The organism is Segatella paludivivens DSM 17968 = JCM 13650 (assembly GCF_000373185.1).
GTDB lineage: Bacteria > Bacteroidota > Bacteroidia > Bacteroidales > Bacteroidaceae > Prevotella > Prevotella paludivivens.
The window spans coordinates 96,108-115,210 of record NZ_KB890627.1 but is presented as its reverse complement, the minus strand read 5'-3'; the positions used below and the strand labels follow the sequence as shown (position 1 = coordinate 115,210).

The following is a 19,103-nucleotide window of genomic DNA, read 5'->3' as shown; positions in this document are numbered from 1 at the left end:
TCATGTTATGTCAAAAATAGGAGTTTTCATTTGTCATTGTGGCGAGAACATCAGTGCCACCGTGGATTGTGAACGTGTTGCTAAATCTGCATCCGAAATGGAGGGAGTAGCCTTTGCTACCGACTATAAATATATGTGTTCCGACCCGGGACAATCACTTATAAAGAATGCCATACGCGAATATCATCTTGATGGTGTTGTCGTAGGATCTTGTTCGCCTCGTATGCACGAACCTACTTTTCGTCGCGCATGTAGCGAGGCGGGTCTTAATCCTTACCTATGCGAGATTGCCAATCTTCGCGAGCATGTATCATGGGTACACGAAAAGAGTGAAGCTACTACGCTTAAGGCTATAGATATAGTAAAAGGTGTAGTTGAAAAGGTGCGCCGCAACAAACCGCTTAATGCGATAGAGGTACCCATCACCAAGAAGGCACTTGTTATAGGTGGTGGTATTGCCGGTATACAGGCCAGTCTGGATATTGCCAACTGTGGACAGAAAGTAATACTTATCGAGAAAGGTCCGTCTATAGGCGGTCACATGTCACAGTTGTCTGAGACCTTCCCCACCCTAGACTGTTCTCAATGTATTCTTACGCCCCGTATGGTAGAGGTAGCCCAGCATCCCAACATCACCCTTTATACTTATGCCGAACTGGAAAAGTTAGACGGTTTTATTGGCAACTTCAAGGCTACAATACGTCTGAAAGCCAAGAGTGTGGACTATAATAAATGTACTGGTTGTGGACTATGTACCACTAAGTGCCCTCAGAAGAAAATTCCAAGTGAATTTAATGAAGGTCTTGGCACACGTACCGCTATTTTCACACCATTTCCTCAAGCAGTGCCTAACAAACCGGCCATAGACAAAGAACATTGCAACTATTATCAGAAAGGCAAGTGCAAGGTATGTCAGAAGTTCTGCCCTACCGGTGCCATAGAATACGATAAACCTGATGAATTCATCACTGAAGATATTGGCGCAGTGATTGTAACCACTGGATTCAATGTGTTGAAGACAGATTTCTTTCCAGAATATGGTTACGGCAAATATAAAGATGTAATTACCGGATTACAGTTCGAGCGTCTTGCTTCCGCTTCCGGTCCTACTCTTGGTGAGATACGTCGCCCTTCGGATGGTCAGATACCAAAGAAAATTGTATTCATATCTTGTTGCGGTTCACGCGATCCTGCCAAAGGTATTCCTTATTGCTCAAAGATTTGTTGTATGTACACCGCCAAGCATGCCATGCTGTATCAGCATAAGGTACACGACGGAGAGTCTACAATATTCTATATGGACGTACGTGCAGGCGGTAAAAACTATGAAGAGTTCGTACGGCGCGCTGTTGAGGAAGATCATGTAAACTATGTACGCGGTCGTGTAGCCCGTGTATATGAGAAGAACGGTAAACTCATTGTCAAAGGTGTAGACACTCTTTTGGGTGCAAAGCCAGTTGAGATAGAAGCCGATATGGTGGTACTTGCCACCGCAGGTGTCGCTAATAAAGGCGCAGAAGAATTGGCACAGAAGATGCACATTTCCTACGATCCTTATCATTTCTTTGCCGAAGCACATCCAAAGCTAAAACCTGTAGAAACAAATACAGCCGGAATATTTCTGGCAGGTGCCTGTCAGGCTCCTAAAGATATACCAGAGACAGTCGCATCAGCATCTGGTGCAGCTGTCAAAGCCGTATCTCTGTTGTCACAGCCTACACTCGTTCGCGAGCCCATCGTTGCTGTTGTCAACCGTTGCGCCCCGCCAATGTTCAGTACATGTGTGGGATGCTTTATGTGCGAGACCATATGTCCTTACAATGCCATAGAGCACGAGGAGATTAAAGACCGTCGTACAGGCAAAGTAATAAAGACCGTGGCTAAAATCAATCCCGGACTCTGTCAGGGATGCGGAACATGTGTTTCTTTCTGCCGCTCTAAATCAATTGACATACAAGGTTACACCAATGAGGAGATGTTCGCAGAGGTTACAGCCTTATTGAACAAATAAAGCATCACTATAATGGAAGAAAATAACAATAATATATTCGAGCCGCGCATCATAGCATTTGTTTGCAATTGGTGTACTTATGCAGGCGCAGACTTGACCGGTACTAGCCGTATCAAATATGCCACCAACGTAGAGATTGTGAGATTCCCGTGTACGGGCCGCATCGACTTCATGCTACTACTCAAAGCTTTTGCTGGTGGCGCAGATGGAATCATCATATCAGGATGTCATCCTAACGACTGCCATTACACCAGTGGCAACTTCCACGCCCGCAGACGCTGGATGGTGTTCAGAGACATGCTCGACTTTATGGGCATTGACATTGAGAGGATACGCTGGTCTTGGGTATCAGCTGCCGAAGGTGCCAAATGGGCTGATGTCGTTAATGACACGGTAGGCAAAATACGTGAGATGGGACCCTATACTGAATATAAAAAAGCTGCAAAATTCTTAGAGGAGGAAAAAATAATTCATGAGTAAATTATCTGAAAAGGCTGCAACCCTCCTTTCTGAGGGAACAGTAAAAATGATTATAGGTTACGAGCAGGGCACAGAGCGTCCTCGTCCTGCTTTTTGTCATAAGCCAGAGGACTGTGAACGATTGATATTCAATGATCAATGTAGTAACAATCTGGCTGTATACCTTACAAAGAAAGAGATTATCGGAGAAGACAAGGTTGGTGTAGTGGGTAATTATTACGTAATTAAGACAGTCATCCAACTGAATCGTGAGAATCAGATTAATCTTCAAAACCTCGTAGTGATGACCGTAGATGGCGATGATATAATTACATTCGGCAGCATAGATGAGATGCAGCAATATGTTGACACTCACGAACCTGTGCCCAATGAGAAAGTACTTGCCGTCATCGAGAAGATAGATAAGATGAGTCGCAGTGAGCGATGGGATTATTGGAAGAGCGAACTGTCAAAGTGTGTGCGTTGCTATGCGTGCCGTGCAGCTTGTCCGCTATGCTACTGTAACCGTTGCGTCACAGAGGTCAACTGTCCTCAATGGATAGAGCCATGGGCTGCCCCGCTTAGCAATATGGAGTGGCAGATTAACCGTGTTATGCACATGTCAGGCAGATGTGTCGGTTGCGGAGAATGTGCAGCCGCCTGCCCTCTCGAACTGCCTATCGGCATACTCACAAAGAAAATGGGTATGGACATCAAGAATACTTTTGGTGGATGGAAAGACGGAAGTGTACTGTCTACATATAACGTAAATGATAAAGAAAACTTTATTAAATGATATGATGGAAAGACTTATAATAAAATCGGACCAGATACATACATGGCTCGCTAAAATAATAGAGACAGTACCACGCGTACTTGCCCCGGTCAAAACCGGCAGCAAAGCTGAATTCAAAGAGATAAAAGATGCAGGTAGTGTAGCATACGATGTTATTACCACTACATCATCTGTTAAGGCGTCAGCTTTTCCTAATACAGAGACTCTTTTTGCTTATGAAAAACAGGGTACTGATACAAAAATATATGATGTCGCTGAAGAGAACTTCCTTGACACCGTCATTTGGCGTGCACGTCCGTGTGATGCAGTTGGCTTCGGTCCACTTACCAAAATATTCAATTGGGACTATAAAGACAAACTTTACAACGAGCGTTTCTCACGCCTTGTTGTTGTTTCTTTCGCATGCGATAAAGCTGACGGATGCTGCTTCTGCACATCTGTAGGTGGTGGACCTGGTAATACAGCCGGCAGTGACATTATGCTCACCAAAATCAATGATAAAGAAACTTTGGTAGAAGTACTTACAGACAAAGGTCAGAAACTAATAGACTTATGCAAGGATTGCTTTACTAAAGCTGACGACAGCATTGACAAAGAGTCTGTATTGGCTAAAATACCAGTAAGGTTTACACGCGAACAAATACACGAGAAACTGGCAAAATCCTTCGAAAGTCCTATATGGAAAGCCCAGTCTGAGCGTTGTCTTGGATGTGGAGCCTGCGCTTTTGTCTGTCCTACATGTGCCTGCTTCGACATACAAGAAGGTGCCCATGGCAATCACGGTCGCCGCGTACGCTGTTGGGACTCATGTGGATTCACACTCTTCACACAACATACATCAGGTCATAACCCACGTCCTACGCAGGCCACACGCTGGCGTCAGCGTGTAATGCACAAATTTTCTTACATGCCCGACCGTCTTGATATATACGGTTGCACAGGCTGCGGTCGTTGCTCGCGTGCTTGTCCGGTAGATATGAACATTGCAGAACATCTAACAAATATTGCAAACAATGAGTAATAATATATACATACCTTATGTGATGGTAGTCGACAAGATAACAGTCGAGGCTCCCGGGGTAAAGACATTGCGCCTACGTTTTCAGAATGAAGAAGAAGGCAATAAATTTGAATTCAAAGCAGGTAACTTCGCAGAATATTCGGCTTTTGGTGAGGGCGAATGCACTTTTTGTATAGCTTCCGCCCCTACCCGCAAAGGGTATATCGAGTGTACTTTTCGTAAGGCAGGTCGTGTAACATCAGGGCTTGATCGACTGGAAGAAGGCATGACGATGGGAGTACGTGCTCCACTTGGCAACTCTTTTCCTCTTGATGAATGGAAAGGTAAGAATCTTGTTTTCGTAGCCGGTGGCATAGCTCTTCCTCCTATGCGTGCAGTGATAGACAATGTGCTTGATCGCAGGGATGAGTTTGGCGATGTAACTATCGTTTATGGTGCCAAGACAGTGAACGACCTTGTATACAAAGAAGAACTGAAGGAATGGGAAGAGCGTCCTGACGTTAATCTCTTTGCCACAGTAGATCCGGGTGGTGAAACGCCCGACTGGAAAGGAAAAGTTGGATTTACTCCTAATGTATTAGGTGAGGTAGCTCCAAGCAGTGACAATGCCATCGCTATTGTCTGTGGACCTCCTATCATGATCAAGTTTACATTCCCTGTACTCGAGAAACTCGGATTCAAGGATGAGAACATATATACCACTCTTGAAAATCGCATGAAGTGTGGCATTGGCAAATGTGGACGATGCAATGTAGGCCCGATGTTTGTTTGCAAAGACGGACCGGTGTTCAGCAAAGTACAGTTGAATGCACTTCCACCTGAATTTTAACCCAAGTTTGCCCCATGCTGGCTCGTAAGCATCTGATAATCAGTAATAGCTTTTACAAAATATTACGGTTTACAATATTTGCATACAAGGATGCATATACTGAATATGAGTGAGTCACATTATTTATTCATCAAATATTAAGTAACACAGGTCAAAGTTGGGTTAGTATATTGTAATGAACAATATTTAAATGAATCTTAAATACCCGGCTGCATCATGCAACCGGGGATTTTTATATCCATACAATTGCTATCTTGTGTGACAATAAATCTGTGTTTAATTTTAAATAAACAGTATAGTCGCAATCACGGACAGAAATTTATGTTATTGTTATTTCTGAGCAGATGCCTTGGACCCAAGGATAAAGACTTTAGATATGTAGGCATATCAGACTTCTCCTGAAGGCAAAATACATAATAACTTACCAAATTTGAGTAATCGGTAAACTCAAAATAATCCTATATTCCTGATGGTTGAAATATTGATAATATTTATTTGTAATCTATTGACTTTCTTTGCTGGGTGCAAAGATAAGCATTTTTTAAGCATCGTGAAATTCGCAAGTATACAAACAGAGCCAATATTTGGGAATTTTTGATAGCCTATACAATCAGAATTTTACTCCACTCGAATTCGATAGGGAAAATGGCAGGACTTAATGATAATTGCATGACAATAAAAAATTAGTAATAGATGTAATATCATATCATCAAATATTATATTTTTTCTTCATCTCCTCCATCATATTAACTAACTGTTTTTTTTGATCATCAGGTAACTGGCTCTCCTCGAATCTGCGGATATATTCATCTATCTGATTATCCAGAGCTCTACTACTTTGTATACTCTTCTGATGTGCTTCTTCAGCTAGCACATTCATGAGAATTGTAGAAAATTGCATCATGACCTTATATACGCCAAGAAGCAGTTGGATGTCAGCAACTAGAGTTATTGGATTTATCCCTTCAATAGCACTTACAACATTTGCTAAGTCAGAACAAACTTTTGAGTTATCAAACAGATGCACGAAAGTTGCCCTTAAATCTTTATCATTGGATTGGAATACTATCTTTTCCAATAAATCACTAATCTTCTTACTCTGAAGAAGAAGTTCAGAGGATCCATTTGGTATCATATCTTCGATACTCTTCCAGATTGATTGTTCATGTTCATCAGAGGTATATCCATATAGATGCACCATTGTAGACACCTTTGTTACGCATACTCTGCGGAGATTAAGGGCATACTCTATATCAGATGATGATTTTAGATAAGCATCAACTATTGCTACCATATCAAGCATCATAAATCTCAGCAACAACTGAATATTTGCCAATACCTGAACATGTCCGATTTCGGGAATAACACCAATTGATGGTACATTGTTGCGAATGTAATCCTCAACTCTTTTAGTACCATTCCATTGTTCTGCTATTAAATCTATGCTCTCAACAGCTTCTTTTGGCAAATTATCGAAAATATTCTCTAATTTACCATCCTTATTGATAAGCTGACACACTGTCTTATGGAAATCGTTAATGCCAAGCATTATAGGGAATGAAGGAGATGGCTTATGAATACCTGTTTTTGAGAGACAGTATTCATCGATTTTATCGGTATATAATTTCACATCTTGCAGAATGCCCCAAAAACTAAGAAACTTCGTCATCGTTTTCTCCTCACTGTCGACTAATACTGTGCTTTTGTAGACCTCTATCATCTCATTATCGTAGTGAAGAGTTAAGTTTCGCAATTTCTGGTCTATCTCTGTATTGCCAAAGACTTCTAATTTCTGTTCTATGCCCAATCCTTCAGTTATCAAATCTGAATTACCGTCTTCATGTACTTGTTTCATCAGTTTTTTCCACAAGGATTTTTTTCTTAGTTTGCCAAAATTGTACAGCAATTTATAGCCTTCAGATATTGAAGCCTGTATATTCTTCATATGAAATCGCTTCTCATATAGATTGTTTACAGAGAATTCAGCTTTACACGAAGCACCCATATCCATCAATATAAACTTAATGCTATTCTGTAAGTCTTGAGTCAAGACATATAATACAGGTGTTTGCTCATCCATCAAAGAACGAACAACTAATTCGCTCTTTAATGCTTTATACAAATCATCTATAGTCAATCCTGAATTAGCGACAAGATTGGCAATCGTTTCCCTTGATGTTGGTTTGGTATCTGACATTATTTCACTCTTTTATTTCTCTCTTCAAACTCGGCAAGTGTATTAATAGCATCTTGGTTGATGGGATGAAGATATCTCTTGCCATATTAATATCTCCATTCAATTCTGTCATTTTATATGGATACCATAAACTACATCAAATTATTGCAACCAAACACTATTTTAAACTTATCTATTTTTTTTGGTATCACAGAGGAAGGTTCGACCAATATTCCATTGCCTTTTTATCGAATCGTATTTTTGTTTTATGCAAAGTTAATAATTTATTATAACTAAAACAATAAAATTTATTAATACTACAAATTATTTTTTATTATAGCTAATAATCACACTTTAATCAACCAATTATAGTAACATCTACTCGATGATGACAAGTAAGCAAAATGTTGATTTTAAAAAAATAATATAAAGCTAATATAAATTTAGAAAACGCTTTATCATGAAAACGAAACGAGTTAAGTTAATATACATAAATGTAATTAAATTACATTTAATTAACGAAAATATACTGCTTTATAGTGATAACATCCTTGAATATTTAGAATATATATATTATTTTTACACCATAAAGAATACAAATACCAGAATATACTGCTAAAAATTGGGCAGAGAATTTTGATTTAAAAAATATCAATACTACCAAGTTTAAAAATACCATTCATATTGTTTAGCTAGAAATATATACTAAAAATTGACAACTATAGTAAAGACGATTAATCGTTGTTAGGATATCGTCAGCTAATAATAGTGCTATAATAAATATTACAGCATCAAAAACTAAAATTTTAAAAAATGAAAAATGATCACTATGAGAATCAGCTAAATGATTCTGTGGAAAAAAAACACGTAAGAATTCTAAATTCTAACAAGTATTTATCTGCACTCCTTGACGAAGGGGAGACTTTTTATGTAGGCTTACTATATGAAGACTATATTAAGAGTCCTTATTTGGATAAATATGGATTGCCTAAGGATTTTGTTGATAATGTAACATTTACTCCAAAAGCAAGAAAAACAGTTTCAAAGAATAATATAAATGGAAAATTTGTACGAAAACAACCTGAAGAAAAAATCATTAACACAAAACATATTGAATATACTACTAAAGATGGCACTCATGTTAGCTATTACAGAGACTTTTATATCTATGCCAAAGTATTACTACATAAATATAACATAGAATTTACTTTTAAGACGAATGAGCATGGTCAGAAAGTTGTTGCATCATCAATCCCTCTAGTATATATAAATGACACAGAAAACAACATGAAAAATACTCATGTTATAAATCTATCTTGTGAAATATTTAACAGTTTTGAAATATTAACATCTAAACTAGAACCCGCAATTCATTTTAATAAAAGATTTGACATGGAATTACTCCCAAAAGGGACATTGGATGTGGCTGAAAATTTTGAAGAGGTAGTACGCATATCAAGTCATTATGTGAAAGATAATCAAGAACAAAAGGCTTTTCAAAAAAGACTAAATATACTAAAAGATTATGAGCCTGACATAAGAGGGAAAGGTCCAAACAATTTCTTTGGATATATAGTTTTTGGTTTTAGTAATTTAGATATCATATTATTAGAAACGATGTACTCAAAAAATGCAACATATGTATTTAAATTATCTGATTATGAAACAAATATTATAAGAGACAAACAATCAGTACTAAGAGAAAAGTTAATGATTGAAAGATTTTATCATGATGCAAAATGGGAAAAAAGAATTAGACGTTTCCTTAACAATCGTATAAAAAACTGTAAAGGTAATATTACACACGAATAAAGAGCATTGTATATCCAATAAAAACTGACCTTTGTATCAAGCCTTCTTTATGAGCTAACTAACTCAAAAGTATTTAGTATAGCAGTGATATAATTCATAAGATATTGAAGTATAAAGTTTTAAAATTATCATGGCAACTCTGTTGTGAGAGCTTTATCTGGATCATAAAAACAAAGGACGATTTACATAATAGTCCTTTGTTTGTTATATAACCACACGACTTATGATATTTATCAGATTTTTATTATCACAACATTTCATTATTATTTTTTGCTCAAAAGGACAATAATTCATTATCAAACTCAGCAAAATCACTAACAAAGAAAAACGTGCCTCGCTCTACTTTATCTATCCGTGGTTTTATTTATTCTTGAATCAACAAATTTTAGTCGGTAACTTGTGCAAAGTTATGGGAAGATATCATCACATTTGCAAAAGAATAAGAAGGAGGGGACTAATAATATCCTGCTCTCCTTGCACTTTTCGTGTTTTTAACTACGTGAGCTACGGTTTCTCTCGCAAAGCCCATAAACAGCGGAATTGACGATACGTAGCTAGGTCAATTTAGCTACTATAGCTACGTTTTAGCTACAGCAACTTGTAGCATTTTGAGGATAGCATGTGTCTTATAAGTAATTTTTTCAAAGAAACGTTACTACATCAGAGGAACTGAGGATGGGTGCGTAGATGCAGTAAACGAAAACAGAATTTTCAAGCTTGATTAAATGTTCTGCGAACTCCACTGAATTCTCGGCAAAGATACTGCAAGATTTTTATTCATACTATGAAATCTGGTTTGAGCTGTTAGCCAAAGTTTCAATTACTGGTGCTACACTGTATAATACACGCGCATACGCACACTTTGGACTTTTCAAAAATACTAGTGTCGAAATGTCTATCCGTTGAATATCAACTTGTTAGACTTCTTTTCGAGAATAATCAAGTGACGAAAATATGTCAAGCAAAAATGTAATTGCATAATTTTATAATGCAATTTTGCAAGCAAACCATGTTCCATTTCGTGTTACTTTACCGAGTGATAAGGCCCTTATCACTCCCCAAAACAACATAAATAACAATGCATTTCTTCGTAAAACGCATGATAAAATTTGAGACTTCTTCGTCATATCACCGTCACCATATATTATTAAAAATGACAGATAACATATTGATATTCATCATGTTGACACTTCGACACTAGTATTTTTGAAAAGTCCTAAGTGCGCGCGTACACGTACATAATATATATAGAAATAGACAACGTAGCTAGAACGTAGTTATCGTAGCTAAATTGACCTAGCTACGTCTCGTAAATTCCCCTGTTTATGGGCTTTGCGAGAAAATCCGTAGCTCACGTAGCTAAAAACATGAAAAAACGCAGGGAAGGCACCTAAACATACGAAATTCAAATCGCCACTTAAAGAAAACCATTTTGTGGTGTAACGTATATGTCTTTTTGTGTTAATAAAAGACAAAACATAGACATGATTAATACACATATAAACCAAATATGATATATTTGCGTAAGACTCTCGAAAATAAAAAAATTGTTATAAAATTGCCCTACTCTCTAGTCTCGTGATAATATGGCAAAATAATATTAAATAGAGCAAGCGCATAAAACTGATATTTATCTTACAGCGTTAGCAATACCTCTAACTATTATCTATATCTGCGGTTTAATATTCCGTCCTCGAAAGCAAGTACTAAGGATAAGTATTGATTTATTCATTGTAATAATCGTTTATTTAATAGGATTACTGGGATTATTTGCTATTTAGTGGAAATATTATAAATTATGCATTATTAAAAATATATGTTATGAGTAAAAATATATCAGATCAATTGGTGGAAACCTTAGTTGCAGCAGGAATTAAACGAATTTATGCCGTAACAGGAGATAGTCTTAATCATGTAAATGAAGCAGTGCATCGTAATGGCAAGATCAAGTGGATTCATGTCAGAAACGAAGAAACTGCGGCTTTTGCAGCCGGTGCAGAGGCACAGTTAAACGGTCTGGCATGTTGCGCAGGTAGTAGTGGTCCGGGACATGTTCATCTGATCAATGGTTTGTATGATGCACATCGTTCGTCGGCTTCCGTATTGGCGATTGCCTCCACTATCCCGACAAGTGAATTTGGAACCGACTATTTTCAGGAAACAAACACATTCAAGCTGTTTGACGATTGCAGTTGCTATAATCAAATGGCTACAACAACAACGCAATTTCCTCGTATGCTACAGACCGCCCTTCAACATGCCATACATAAAAAAGGGGTAGCTGTTCTTGGATTGCCTGGTGACATCACAAATCTTCCTGCAGAAAAGGCTGAAACAACAACAAAGCTATTTCGTAACGAACCTATTGTCAGACCATCAGAGGATGAACTGTTGCAACTCGCCGGAATAATAAATTCGTACCGGAAAGTCACTATTTATTGCGGACTTGGTGCTGCAGAAGCACATGATGAGATTATTCAGCTTGCCGAAAAATTAAAATCGCCGGTGGCCTATTCTTATAAGGCAAAGATGGCAATTCAGTATGATAATCCCTATGAAGTGGGGCTTACCGGCTTACTGGGGGTCCCTTCTGCTTACCAAAGCATGCATGAATGTGAATTGCTTATATTATTAGGAACAGATTTTCCGTATACACCCTTTATGCCTGTTCATAATAAGATTGTTCAAATTGATATTAAACCAGAGAATCTTGGACGAAGAGCAAAACTTGAAATGGGTCTTTGTGGTGATGTAAAAGACACGCTACAAGCCATCATGCCCCTTATAGAAACGAAAGAAGACGATAAATTTCTCCATCGTCAATTAAAGTTTTACGATGTAGTCAAAAAGAATTTATCATTATATGTAAACGATCCCGGTAAACCCAATAATATTCATCCTGAATATGTTGCTTCTGTAATAAGTGAGTTGGCTCATAAGGATGCCATATTTACGGTGGATACAGGAATGTGTTGTGTGTGGGCTGCACGCTATATTGCTGGAACCGGTGAACGAAAAATGTTGGGATCATTTAATCACGGATCAATGGCCAATGCCATGCCGCAAGCCATTGGCGCAGCGTTTGCCTGTCCCGATAAACAAGTGATTGCCTTTTGCGGTGATGGCGGTTTATCCATGATGATGGGTGACTTGATGACGATTGTTCAATACAATTTACCTGTGAAGATTGTACTTTTTAATAATCGTTCATTGAACATGGTAAAACTGGAAATGCAAGTAGCAGGAATTCCTGACATAGAAACGGATATGTTGAATCCTGATTTCGTTAAATTAGCTGAAGCAATGGGAATGTACGGAATTCAAATTAATGATCCCGCAGATGTTAGACCAGCATTAGAAAAAGCCTTTCAACAAGATGGTCCTGCATTAATTACCATTCAGACTGATCCGAATGCTCTTGCCATGCCTCCTAAACTAGAGTTCGACCAGATGAAAGGTTTTGCTTTTTATATGGGGAAAATGATGATAAGCGGACGTGTAGATGAAATCTTTAAGATCATTAAGTCCAACTATAAACATATTACCGAAATGATCTGATCGAAAAAAATAACTGATTATAAAAATATTCAAAAAATTAGCCCCTGATGAAGAAAAACTTTACTTCAACAGTTAGGCATACGTTTATGGAAATGGTGAGCCTGAATAGAAATAGTATCACATTTCTTTAGATAGTATTAATGCAAAACTATTAATGATGAAGTTTACAATATGCTTTTGGTTTCATCCCTATTACTCTCTCAAATATTCTTGAGAAATGACTGAGGTTTGTGAATCCTAAAGTGTAGCCTACATCAGAGACAGTTCGTGTTCCTACTTTTAGGAGTTCTGCTGCTTTTTGAATACGGCGTACTTCATAATAATGAAAGATACTATCACCAAACACCTGTTTGAAAAGACGTTTTAATTTTGTTTCACTCATACATGCTTCCTGTGCAAGGTTACTTATTACGGGTGGAACAGAAAGATTGCTCAAAATTAAGTCTCTGACGACATATATTGTTTTCAAATCATTTGGATGAACAGGATATGTTGTTTGTTGGCTACGTTCTGTAAGAGATATGAGCAATCGACAGATAAGTTCGTCTACCTTGATGGAGAGGAAATAAGGAAGGAAGCCAGCGGGAACATTACACTCCGCTATTTCAGTAATAAGACTTTGCATCTGCTTACTAATACTTCGCTCAAAAAATAAGGGTTGCTCATTGAAAAGAATACTTTTTAAAAGAGGAGATGCGTTATAATTTGGTATCTTTTGTACAAGATGATTAGAGTTTATTGTAATAAATAGATCTGCACGGTCTTTCCCACTCATCACATCTTCTTCCATTTGAATACTCATTGTTGATATTTGGACAGAACGTTGATCGAGAGATAGCGAATCATCTGCCAAACATCCTCTAAATTGGAATAAGAGATATGGATACTTTTCTAACCTTTCATGAACTCCTTGTTCCTGATTTTGTGGCTGATAGATTAAACTGTCATTTAAATGATAGTTGAAGAAAAGTAATCCTGCAAAGTTATCAAGCATGATTCCTTCAAAATATCCGGAACCCTTTTCTGGTGGAACTATTACTTTCCCATCATTCACTGTGGTACCTAGCATATCTGCAAATACAGTTAAAGGTCCGTGCTCTCCTATTCTTTCTTCCATTATTTTACTATGGTCGTATATGACTATTTTGAGGGCAAATATAGCTATTTTATTCCAAAGAATCCAAATACCTTTGCAAAAAATAATTATAATTCAACAAATTAGGTATTAGACATGAAAAAAACAGGTATTTTGGCAATAATGATAGCCATTCATATGTTTGCAGGAGCACAGACAAAGGACAGTGTTAGTTATGAACTCAATTTAGGAGAAGTTGTTATCAAGTCACATGTCCCCAAGGGGAAGGTTATTCCTGGCGGAATATCAACACGAATTTCAGGAAGTGTATTGGAGAAAGTCGGCAGCGCCAGACAAGTATTGGAACATCTTTCGGGTGTCAAGAAGAAGATAGATGGTTCATTGGAGGTTATTGGCAAGGGTACTCCCATTATTTATGTCAATGGCAGACAGTTACGTGATATGGCAGAACTAGACCATATAAAGTCTGATGAATTGCAAAAGGTTGACGTGTTAACATCTCCTGGTGCAGAATACAATGCCAATGATAATTCCGTAATTTGCATAAAGACTATTAAAAACAAAGATAATGGTTGGACTAGTGACGTTTCTTCGCAAGTTGGATATTCTTACAAAACGGATATGAACAGACAAATAAGCGAAAGTTATAAACATGACAACCTAGAGGTTATGGGTATTTTTCGCTATGACTTGAAACATAAACGCGAAACAGCGATCACCAACATTCATACTCATGTAGACAGTCTTTGGCAGCAACATGCCACATCGGTTGACTATGGCAAAGAACGATCATTATACGGGCAGTTAGCTATTAATTATAGTCTTGGCAAAAATCATACTCTCGGAGCTATGTATGAAGTAACTGGTATATCACAAGGAAAAACAACAAATCATAACCTTACTGATGTACTGGTTAATGGACAAAAGTATGATTACTGGGATACTCAAGAATCAATACTTCCACATATTCATCCCACGCATCGGATCAACTTGTTTTACAATGGTAAAATTGGTAATTGGGATATTAATTTCAATGGTGACATGATGACTAATAGTAGTAAACAGAGTGATGATATATCAGAACTTAGCCAAAACTATGCAGACTATAATGCAACGACATTAGAACATACAACCAATCATCTCTATGCAGCCAAAGTAACTGCAGCACATCCTTTATGGAAGGGAACGATATTAACAGGTAGTGAATTGACATTTACCAATCGCCACACAGACTTTAGTGGTTATAAGGGTATTATAAATTCCAATGACGATAATATACACGATCGTAATGTTGCTATTTTTACAAACTATGATATTCCGTTTAACGATATCACTCAGCTATCAGTTGGACTTCGCTATGAACACGTGATATATAATTTTTATGATAGCGGAATCAAAAATAACACAGAAAGTAATACGTATAACAATATTTTTCCATCGCTATCTTTCAATACAACACTGATGGGCGTACGCTATTCTCTTAATTATCGAATACAGACAATTCGCCCGATGTATGAAATGTTGAAGAGTGCAATTAACTATGGCAACAGACTAACATACTTGAGTGGTAATCCCAGCTTACAGCCGACGTATGTTAATAGTGTAGAACTAGCAGCATCTTATCATGATTTTAATATGCAAGTTGGGTACAATCATTATAAAGACGACATTATATTTGATGTAGAGCAGATGCAAGGCAATGAAAAAATAGGAATAAACAAATTCAATAATATCAAAAGCCGTGATGTATTGACATTCATGTCTTCCTATTCACCGATGTTTGGTATTTGGCAACCCAATCTTAGTGTAGCAGGCACCTATCAATGGCTCTCTACTCCATTTCTTAGTGAGAACAAAAATATGAGCGGCGCTTTAGTACAATTCCAGCTGAACAATTCATTCAAACTTCCTGCAGAATTCATACTACGTTTGGATGGACAATGGACAACAAACGGGAACATGCAGAATCAGTATGTTCATAGTTCAGGATGCCTGAATACTAGTATATATAAAGAATGGCACAACGGAGTATGGAGCATCATGCTTGGAGGTACAGACCTTTTGCATACACTGCGAGAAGCATCCACATTTTATTTTAACAAGACATTAGAATATCGAGAAACAAAGAATAATAGCCGCGGAATCAGTCTTACATTGAGATATAAACTTAACAATAAACAAAGAGAATACAAAGGTACTGGAGCTGGTAATGAAGAAAGACAGAGGTTGTAGAAGATAAGGAAACGATTGGCAAGACTAATTCAGAATTGGATATCTTTTTGCTAACAAAAATTGATTTTATGTATATTTAAAACAACTTGAAAAGAATAAGATCTTACAAAACACATATCAATGACTAATAGTAAGTAATTATAATAATATATTTATCATATTGCAAATAAAAGTCAGATATATGTGACAAAATCACACTATTGTTATTAGCTATATTTACTCTTTATTTTAAAAATGATTACATCTTATATTCTATTAGATATTTATTGTAAATTTGTAGTGTGATTGCAAAGACATTATTGTTTTGCTCTCACAACAACATAAATGTAGAAATAAAATTATTGAATATGACATTAAAGTACGGAATAATAGGTTCAGGAGCTATAGGTGGATATTGCGGAGGTAAATTAGCAAAAGCAGGTAAAGAGGTTCATTTTCTATTCCATTCAGATTATGAATTCGTAAAATCTAATGGATTACAGATAGACTCTGTTGATGGTGATTTTCATTTGGCGGAAGTTAACGCTTACCGAAGCACAAAGGATATGCCAAAGTGTGACATTGTGCTAGTATGCTTGAAATCTACTAATAATGGTTTATTGAAAGAGATGCTCCCTCCTCTTTTACACAAAAACACAATAGTGATACTTATCCAAAACGGAATAGGTTTGGAGAGTGATTTACAGAAAGTTTTTCCAGATTTGAACCTTGCAGGTGGCTTGGCATTTATTTGTGCAAGCAAGAATGAACCAGGACGCATTAATCATCAAAGTCTAGGTAAGATAAATATTGGAGCTTACTCTTGCAGTGACATTTCTTTACTGGAAGAAGCCATCAAGGATTTAAATGAGTCTGGCATAGATACAAAACTAGTAGACTATGAAGAAGCTCGTTGGAAAAAGGCTGTTTGGAATATTCCTTTTAATGGAATGACAGTTGTATTAAATACGACTACAGACAAGTTGATGGCAAATCCTGATACGGAGAAATTATTACGCGAAATGATGATCGAGGTGATTGAAGCCGCTCAGCATGCCGGAGTAAAAAATATAGACTCTTCATTAGCTGATAAGACGATTGCTATGACAAAAGTGATGCCTCCCTATTCTCCAAGCATGAAACTTGACTATGATTACAAACGTCCGATGGAAATTAAATATCTTTATTCTCGCTCAATAGAAGAGGCTAAGAAAAATGGTTATGATATGGTGATGGCTGCTATGCTTGAAAAGCAATTGCAATTTATTGAAAGCCAATACTTGAAATAAATCGTTTACTTGGGTGGCGTTTTAAAATTATTTTATAACCCAAATTCAAGTGAATAATACAACTAATTGCTAGGGAGCTTGAGGATGAAAAGATAGAAATTACTATTTTCAAATAGCAAAGGAAGGGGAATATTTTCTTTCTCTTTTTGCTCTGAAAAAGCTGTTATTTCTATTTGATACATCTTGTTTACTCTAAGCTGTTGCATTATTAACTTGAATTTAGGTGATAAAAAGATTACCACTTATGTCTCAACGCATATTTCACTAGCAATATTAATACAGGTACTTCTATCAGTGGTCCTATAACAGCTGCAAAAGCTTCACCTGAACTGATGCCAAAAACGGCTATAGATACGGCTATGGCCAATTCAAAATTGTTTCCAGTAGCAGTGAATGCTATCGATACCGATTTGTCGTAAGGCACGCCAAGGTGTTTTGTAAACCAGAATGATGAGAAAAACATGATAGCAAAATACAATATCAATGGTACTGCAACAAGCATAACGTCAAACGGCAGTTTTACGATATATTCCCCTTTGTATGAGAACATGACGATAATTGTAAACAGAAGAGCAATAAGTGTTATCGGACTTATCTTCGGAACGAAGTGTTCGTAATACCAATTGTTACCTTTTATATTACGGAGCACTCTCCTTATGATATAACCAGCAGCAAAGGGTATACCGAGATATACCAGCACACTTTTGGCAATCATCAACATCGTAATCTTCCTAACGGCATCTGTGGCAGGAAGTCCTATCCAGTCAGGAAATATAGCAATAAAGAAATAAGCATAAACAGAATAAAACAGTACTTGGAATATACTGTTGAGAGCCACTAGCCCAGCACCATATTCACTACTGCCTTTCGCGAGATCGTTCCACACCAGTACCATTGCGATACAACGTGCCAGTCCTATCATAATGAGCCCGTACATGTATTCAGGATAAGCAGAAAGGAATAATGCCGAAAGGGCAAACATCAGTATCGGACCAACAACCCAGTTTAAGACCAGCGAGATTGTAAGAACCTTCTTGTTGGCAAAGACGCGGCCCAATTCCTCATATTTCACTTTCGCAAGTGGTGGAAACATCATCAGTATCAATCCTACCGCTAATGGGATATTTGTTGAACCTACTTCAAAATGTCCCCAAAACTCTACTATTCCAGGGTAAACATATCCTATACCCACGCCTATAAACATCGCAAGAAATATCCACAATGTCAAATATCTATCTAAAAACGCTATTTTTTTCATTTTACATCCTTATTTATAATATCTGTTTTGATAAATGAATTATTAAGCACAGGAGCCCATTTATAATTATATAACAGCTTAACTATAAAATTAGACTCTGGCTTGTTTTTTTTCAACTTTCGAGAATAAGCTTCTTCCAAACGTTTCAACTTTCTAAGTTGCGAATATGAAAGCTCTTTAGCTATTGCCTTTTTCCCCATTATATCAATAATATCAGGTTTTACCTTGTCTTTTCTATTTACGATAACAGTTCTTTTATTATCTATTCTCTGGAGAATATACATTCCAGGAATGCTATCAGTAACATAAAAAGTATTATACTGATACCTTCCTCCAGTTAGATAGATTGCTGCATCAGTAAGACAAGGAGAAGACCTGCTAATAATACGCGTATTTGTACGATCTACAATTCCATCAGGATAAAGTATATGTAAACCTACTTCTAATGCTTGCATACCTTCGAGTAGCCCATCACATGAATGTCCATGAAACTTGACTAAATCATTATATTTGAGTTCTTGAATATTAGTAAGCTGACCTTTTGAAAAGTCTGTATCAATAACTTTTTGATTCTGTGCATGCAATAA

General features: G+C 37.0%; 13 protein-coding genes. 9 read left to right on the top strand and 4 right to left on the bottom strand.

The genetic code is table 11. From position 1 onward, the window contains the following. Nucleotides 1-7: 7 nt before the first annotated feature. From B045_RS0101530 to B045_RS0101510, 5 genes are read left to right on the top strand one after another with little or no spacing between them, the layout of a single operon-like run. Complete coding sequence (locus B045_RS0101530; protein ID WP_018462503.1) at nucleotides 8-2,011, top strand: CoB--CoM heterodisulfide reductase iron-sulfur subunit A family protein; 2,004 nt, start codon at nucleotides 8-10, stop codon at nucleotides 2,009-2,011. Between the two features lie 12 nt (nucleotides 2,012-2,023). Further along, a complete protein-coding gene (locus tag B045_RS0101525) occupies nucleotides 2,024-2,491 on the top strand; it encodes a hydrogenase iron-sulfur subunit (RefSeq protein ID WP_018462502.1) in 468 nt (155 codons plus the stop codon). Next, the gene (locus B045_RS0101520; protein WP_018462501.1) at nucleotides 2,484-3,266 is read left to right on the top strand and encodes a 4Fe-4S dicluster domain-containing protein; all 783 of its coding nucleotides are present in this window, start codon (nucleotides 2,484-2,486) and stop codon (nucleotides 3,264-3,266) included. The genes B045_RS0101525 and B045_RS0101520 overlap by 8 nt, the downstream gene beginning before the upstream one ends. A 1-nt stretch (nucleotide 3,267) precedes the next feature. Next, on the top strand, nucleotides 3,268-4,287 hold the full coding sequence (locus B045_RS0101515) for a 4Fe-4S dicluster domain-containing protein (RefSeq protein ID WP_238311992.1): 1,020 nt from the start codon (nucleotides 3,268-3,270) through the stop codon (nucleotides 4,285-4,287). Next, on the top strand, nucleotides 4,280-5,116 hold the full coding sequence (locus B045_RS0101510; RefSeq protein ID WP_018462499.1) for an FAD/NAD(P)-binding protein: 837 nt from the start codon (nucleotides 4,280-4,282) through the stop codon (nucleotides 5,114-5,116). Before B045_RS0101515 ends, B045_RS0101510 begins: the two co-directional genes overlap by 8 nt. Before the next feature lie 709 nt (nucleotides 5,117-5,825). Here B045_RS0101510 and B045_RS0101505 read toward each other — a convergent pair. Beyond that, nucleotides 5,826-7,313, bottom strand: coding sequence for a hypothetical protein (locus B045_RS0101505; RefSeq protein ID WP_018462498.1), 1,488 nt, complete (start codon nucleotides 7,311-7,313; stop codon nucleotides 5,826-5,828). Between the two features lie 792 nt (nucleotides 7,314-8,105). Here B045_RS0101505 and B045_RS0101500 point away from each other — a divergent pair. Beyond that, nucleotides 8,106-9,104 (top strand): hypothetical protein, encoded by a 999-nt coding sequence (locus B045_RS0101500; RefSeq protein ID WP_018462497.1) that lies wholly within the window; start codon nucleotides 8,106-8,108, stop codon nucleotides 9,102-9,104. Nucleotides 9,105-10,925: 1,821 nt separating this feature from the next. Further along, nucleotides 10,926-12,662, top strand: coding sequence for a ubiquinone-dependent pyruvate dehydrogenase (locus tag B045_RS0101495; protein ID WP_018462496.1), 1,737 nt, complete (start codon nucleotides 10,926-10,928; stop codon nucleotides 12,660-12,662). A gap of 151 nt (nucleotides 12,663-12,813) precedes the next feature. On the opposite strand, the gene B045_RS0101490 is transcribed toward B045_RS0101495, so the two are convergent. Beyond that, nucleotides 12,814-13,779, bottom strand: a complete 966-nt coding sequence (locus B045_RS0101490) for a helix-turn-helix transcriptional regulator (RefSeq protein WP_018462495.1) — start codon at nucleotides 13,777-13,779, stop codon at nucleotides 12,814-12,816. Nucleotides 13,780-13,893: 114 nt separating this feature from the next. On the opposite strand from B045_RS0101490, the gene B045_RS14130 reads away from it, so the two are divergent. Together B045_RS14130 and B045_RS0101480 are read left to right on the top strand one after the other, a co-directional pair. Then, nucleotides 13,894-15,990, top strand: a complete 2,097-nt coding sequence (locus tag B045_RS14130; RefSeq protein ID WP_081618579.1) for an outer membrane beta-barrel family protein — start codon at nucleotides 13,894-13,896, stop codon at nucleotides 15,988-15,990. A gap of 347 nt (nucleotides 15,991-16,337) precedes the next feature. Further along, a complete protein-coding gene (locus B045_RS0101480) occupies nucleotides 16,338-17,258 on the top strand; it encodes a putative 2-dehydropantoate 2-reductase (RefSeq protein WP_025883055.1) in 921 nt (306 codons plus the stop codon). Between the two features lie 235 nt (nucleotides 17,259-17,493). On the opposite strand, the gene arsB is transcribed toward B045_RS0101480, so the two are convergent. Next, the gene (arsB, locus tag B045_RS0101470; RefSeq protein ID WP_018462491.1) at nucleotides 17,494-18,516 is read right to left on the bottom strand and encodes an ACR3 family arsenite efflux transporter; all 1,023 of its coding nucleotides are present in this window, start codon (nucleotides 18,514-18,516) and stop codon (nucleotides 17,494-17,496) included. Then, a complete protein-coding gene (locus B045_RS0101465; RefSeq protein ID WP_018462490.1) occupies nucleotides 18,513-19,100 on the bottom strand; it encodes a formylmethanofuran dehydrogenase subunit E family protein in 588 nt (195 codons plus the stop codon). The genes arsB and B045_RS0101465 overlap by 4 nt, the downstream gene beginning before the upstream one ends. Nucleotides 19,101-19,103 lie beyond the last annotated feature (3 nt).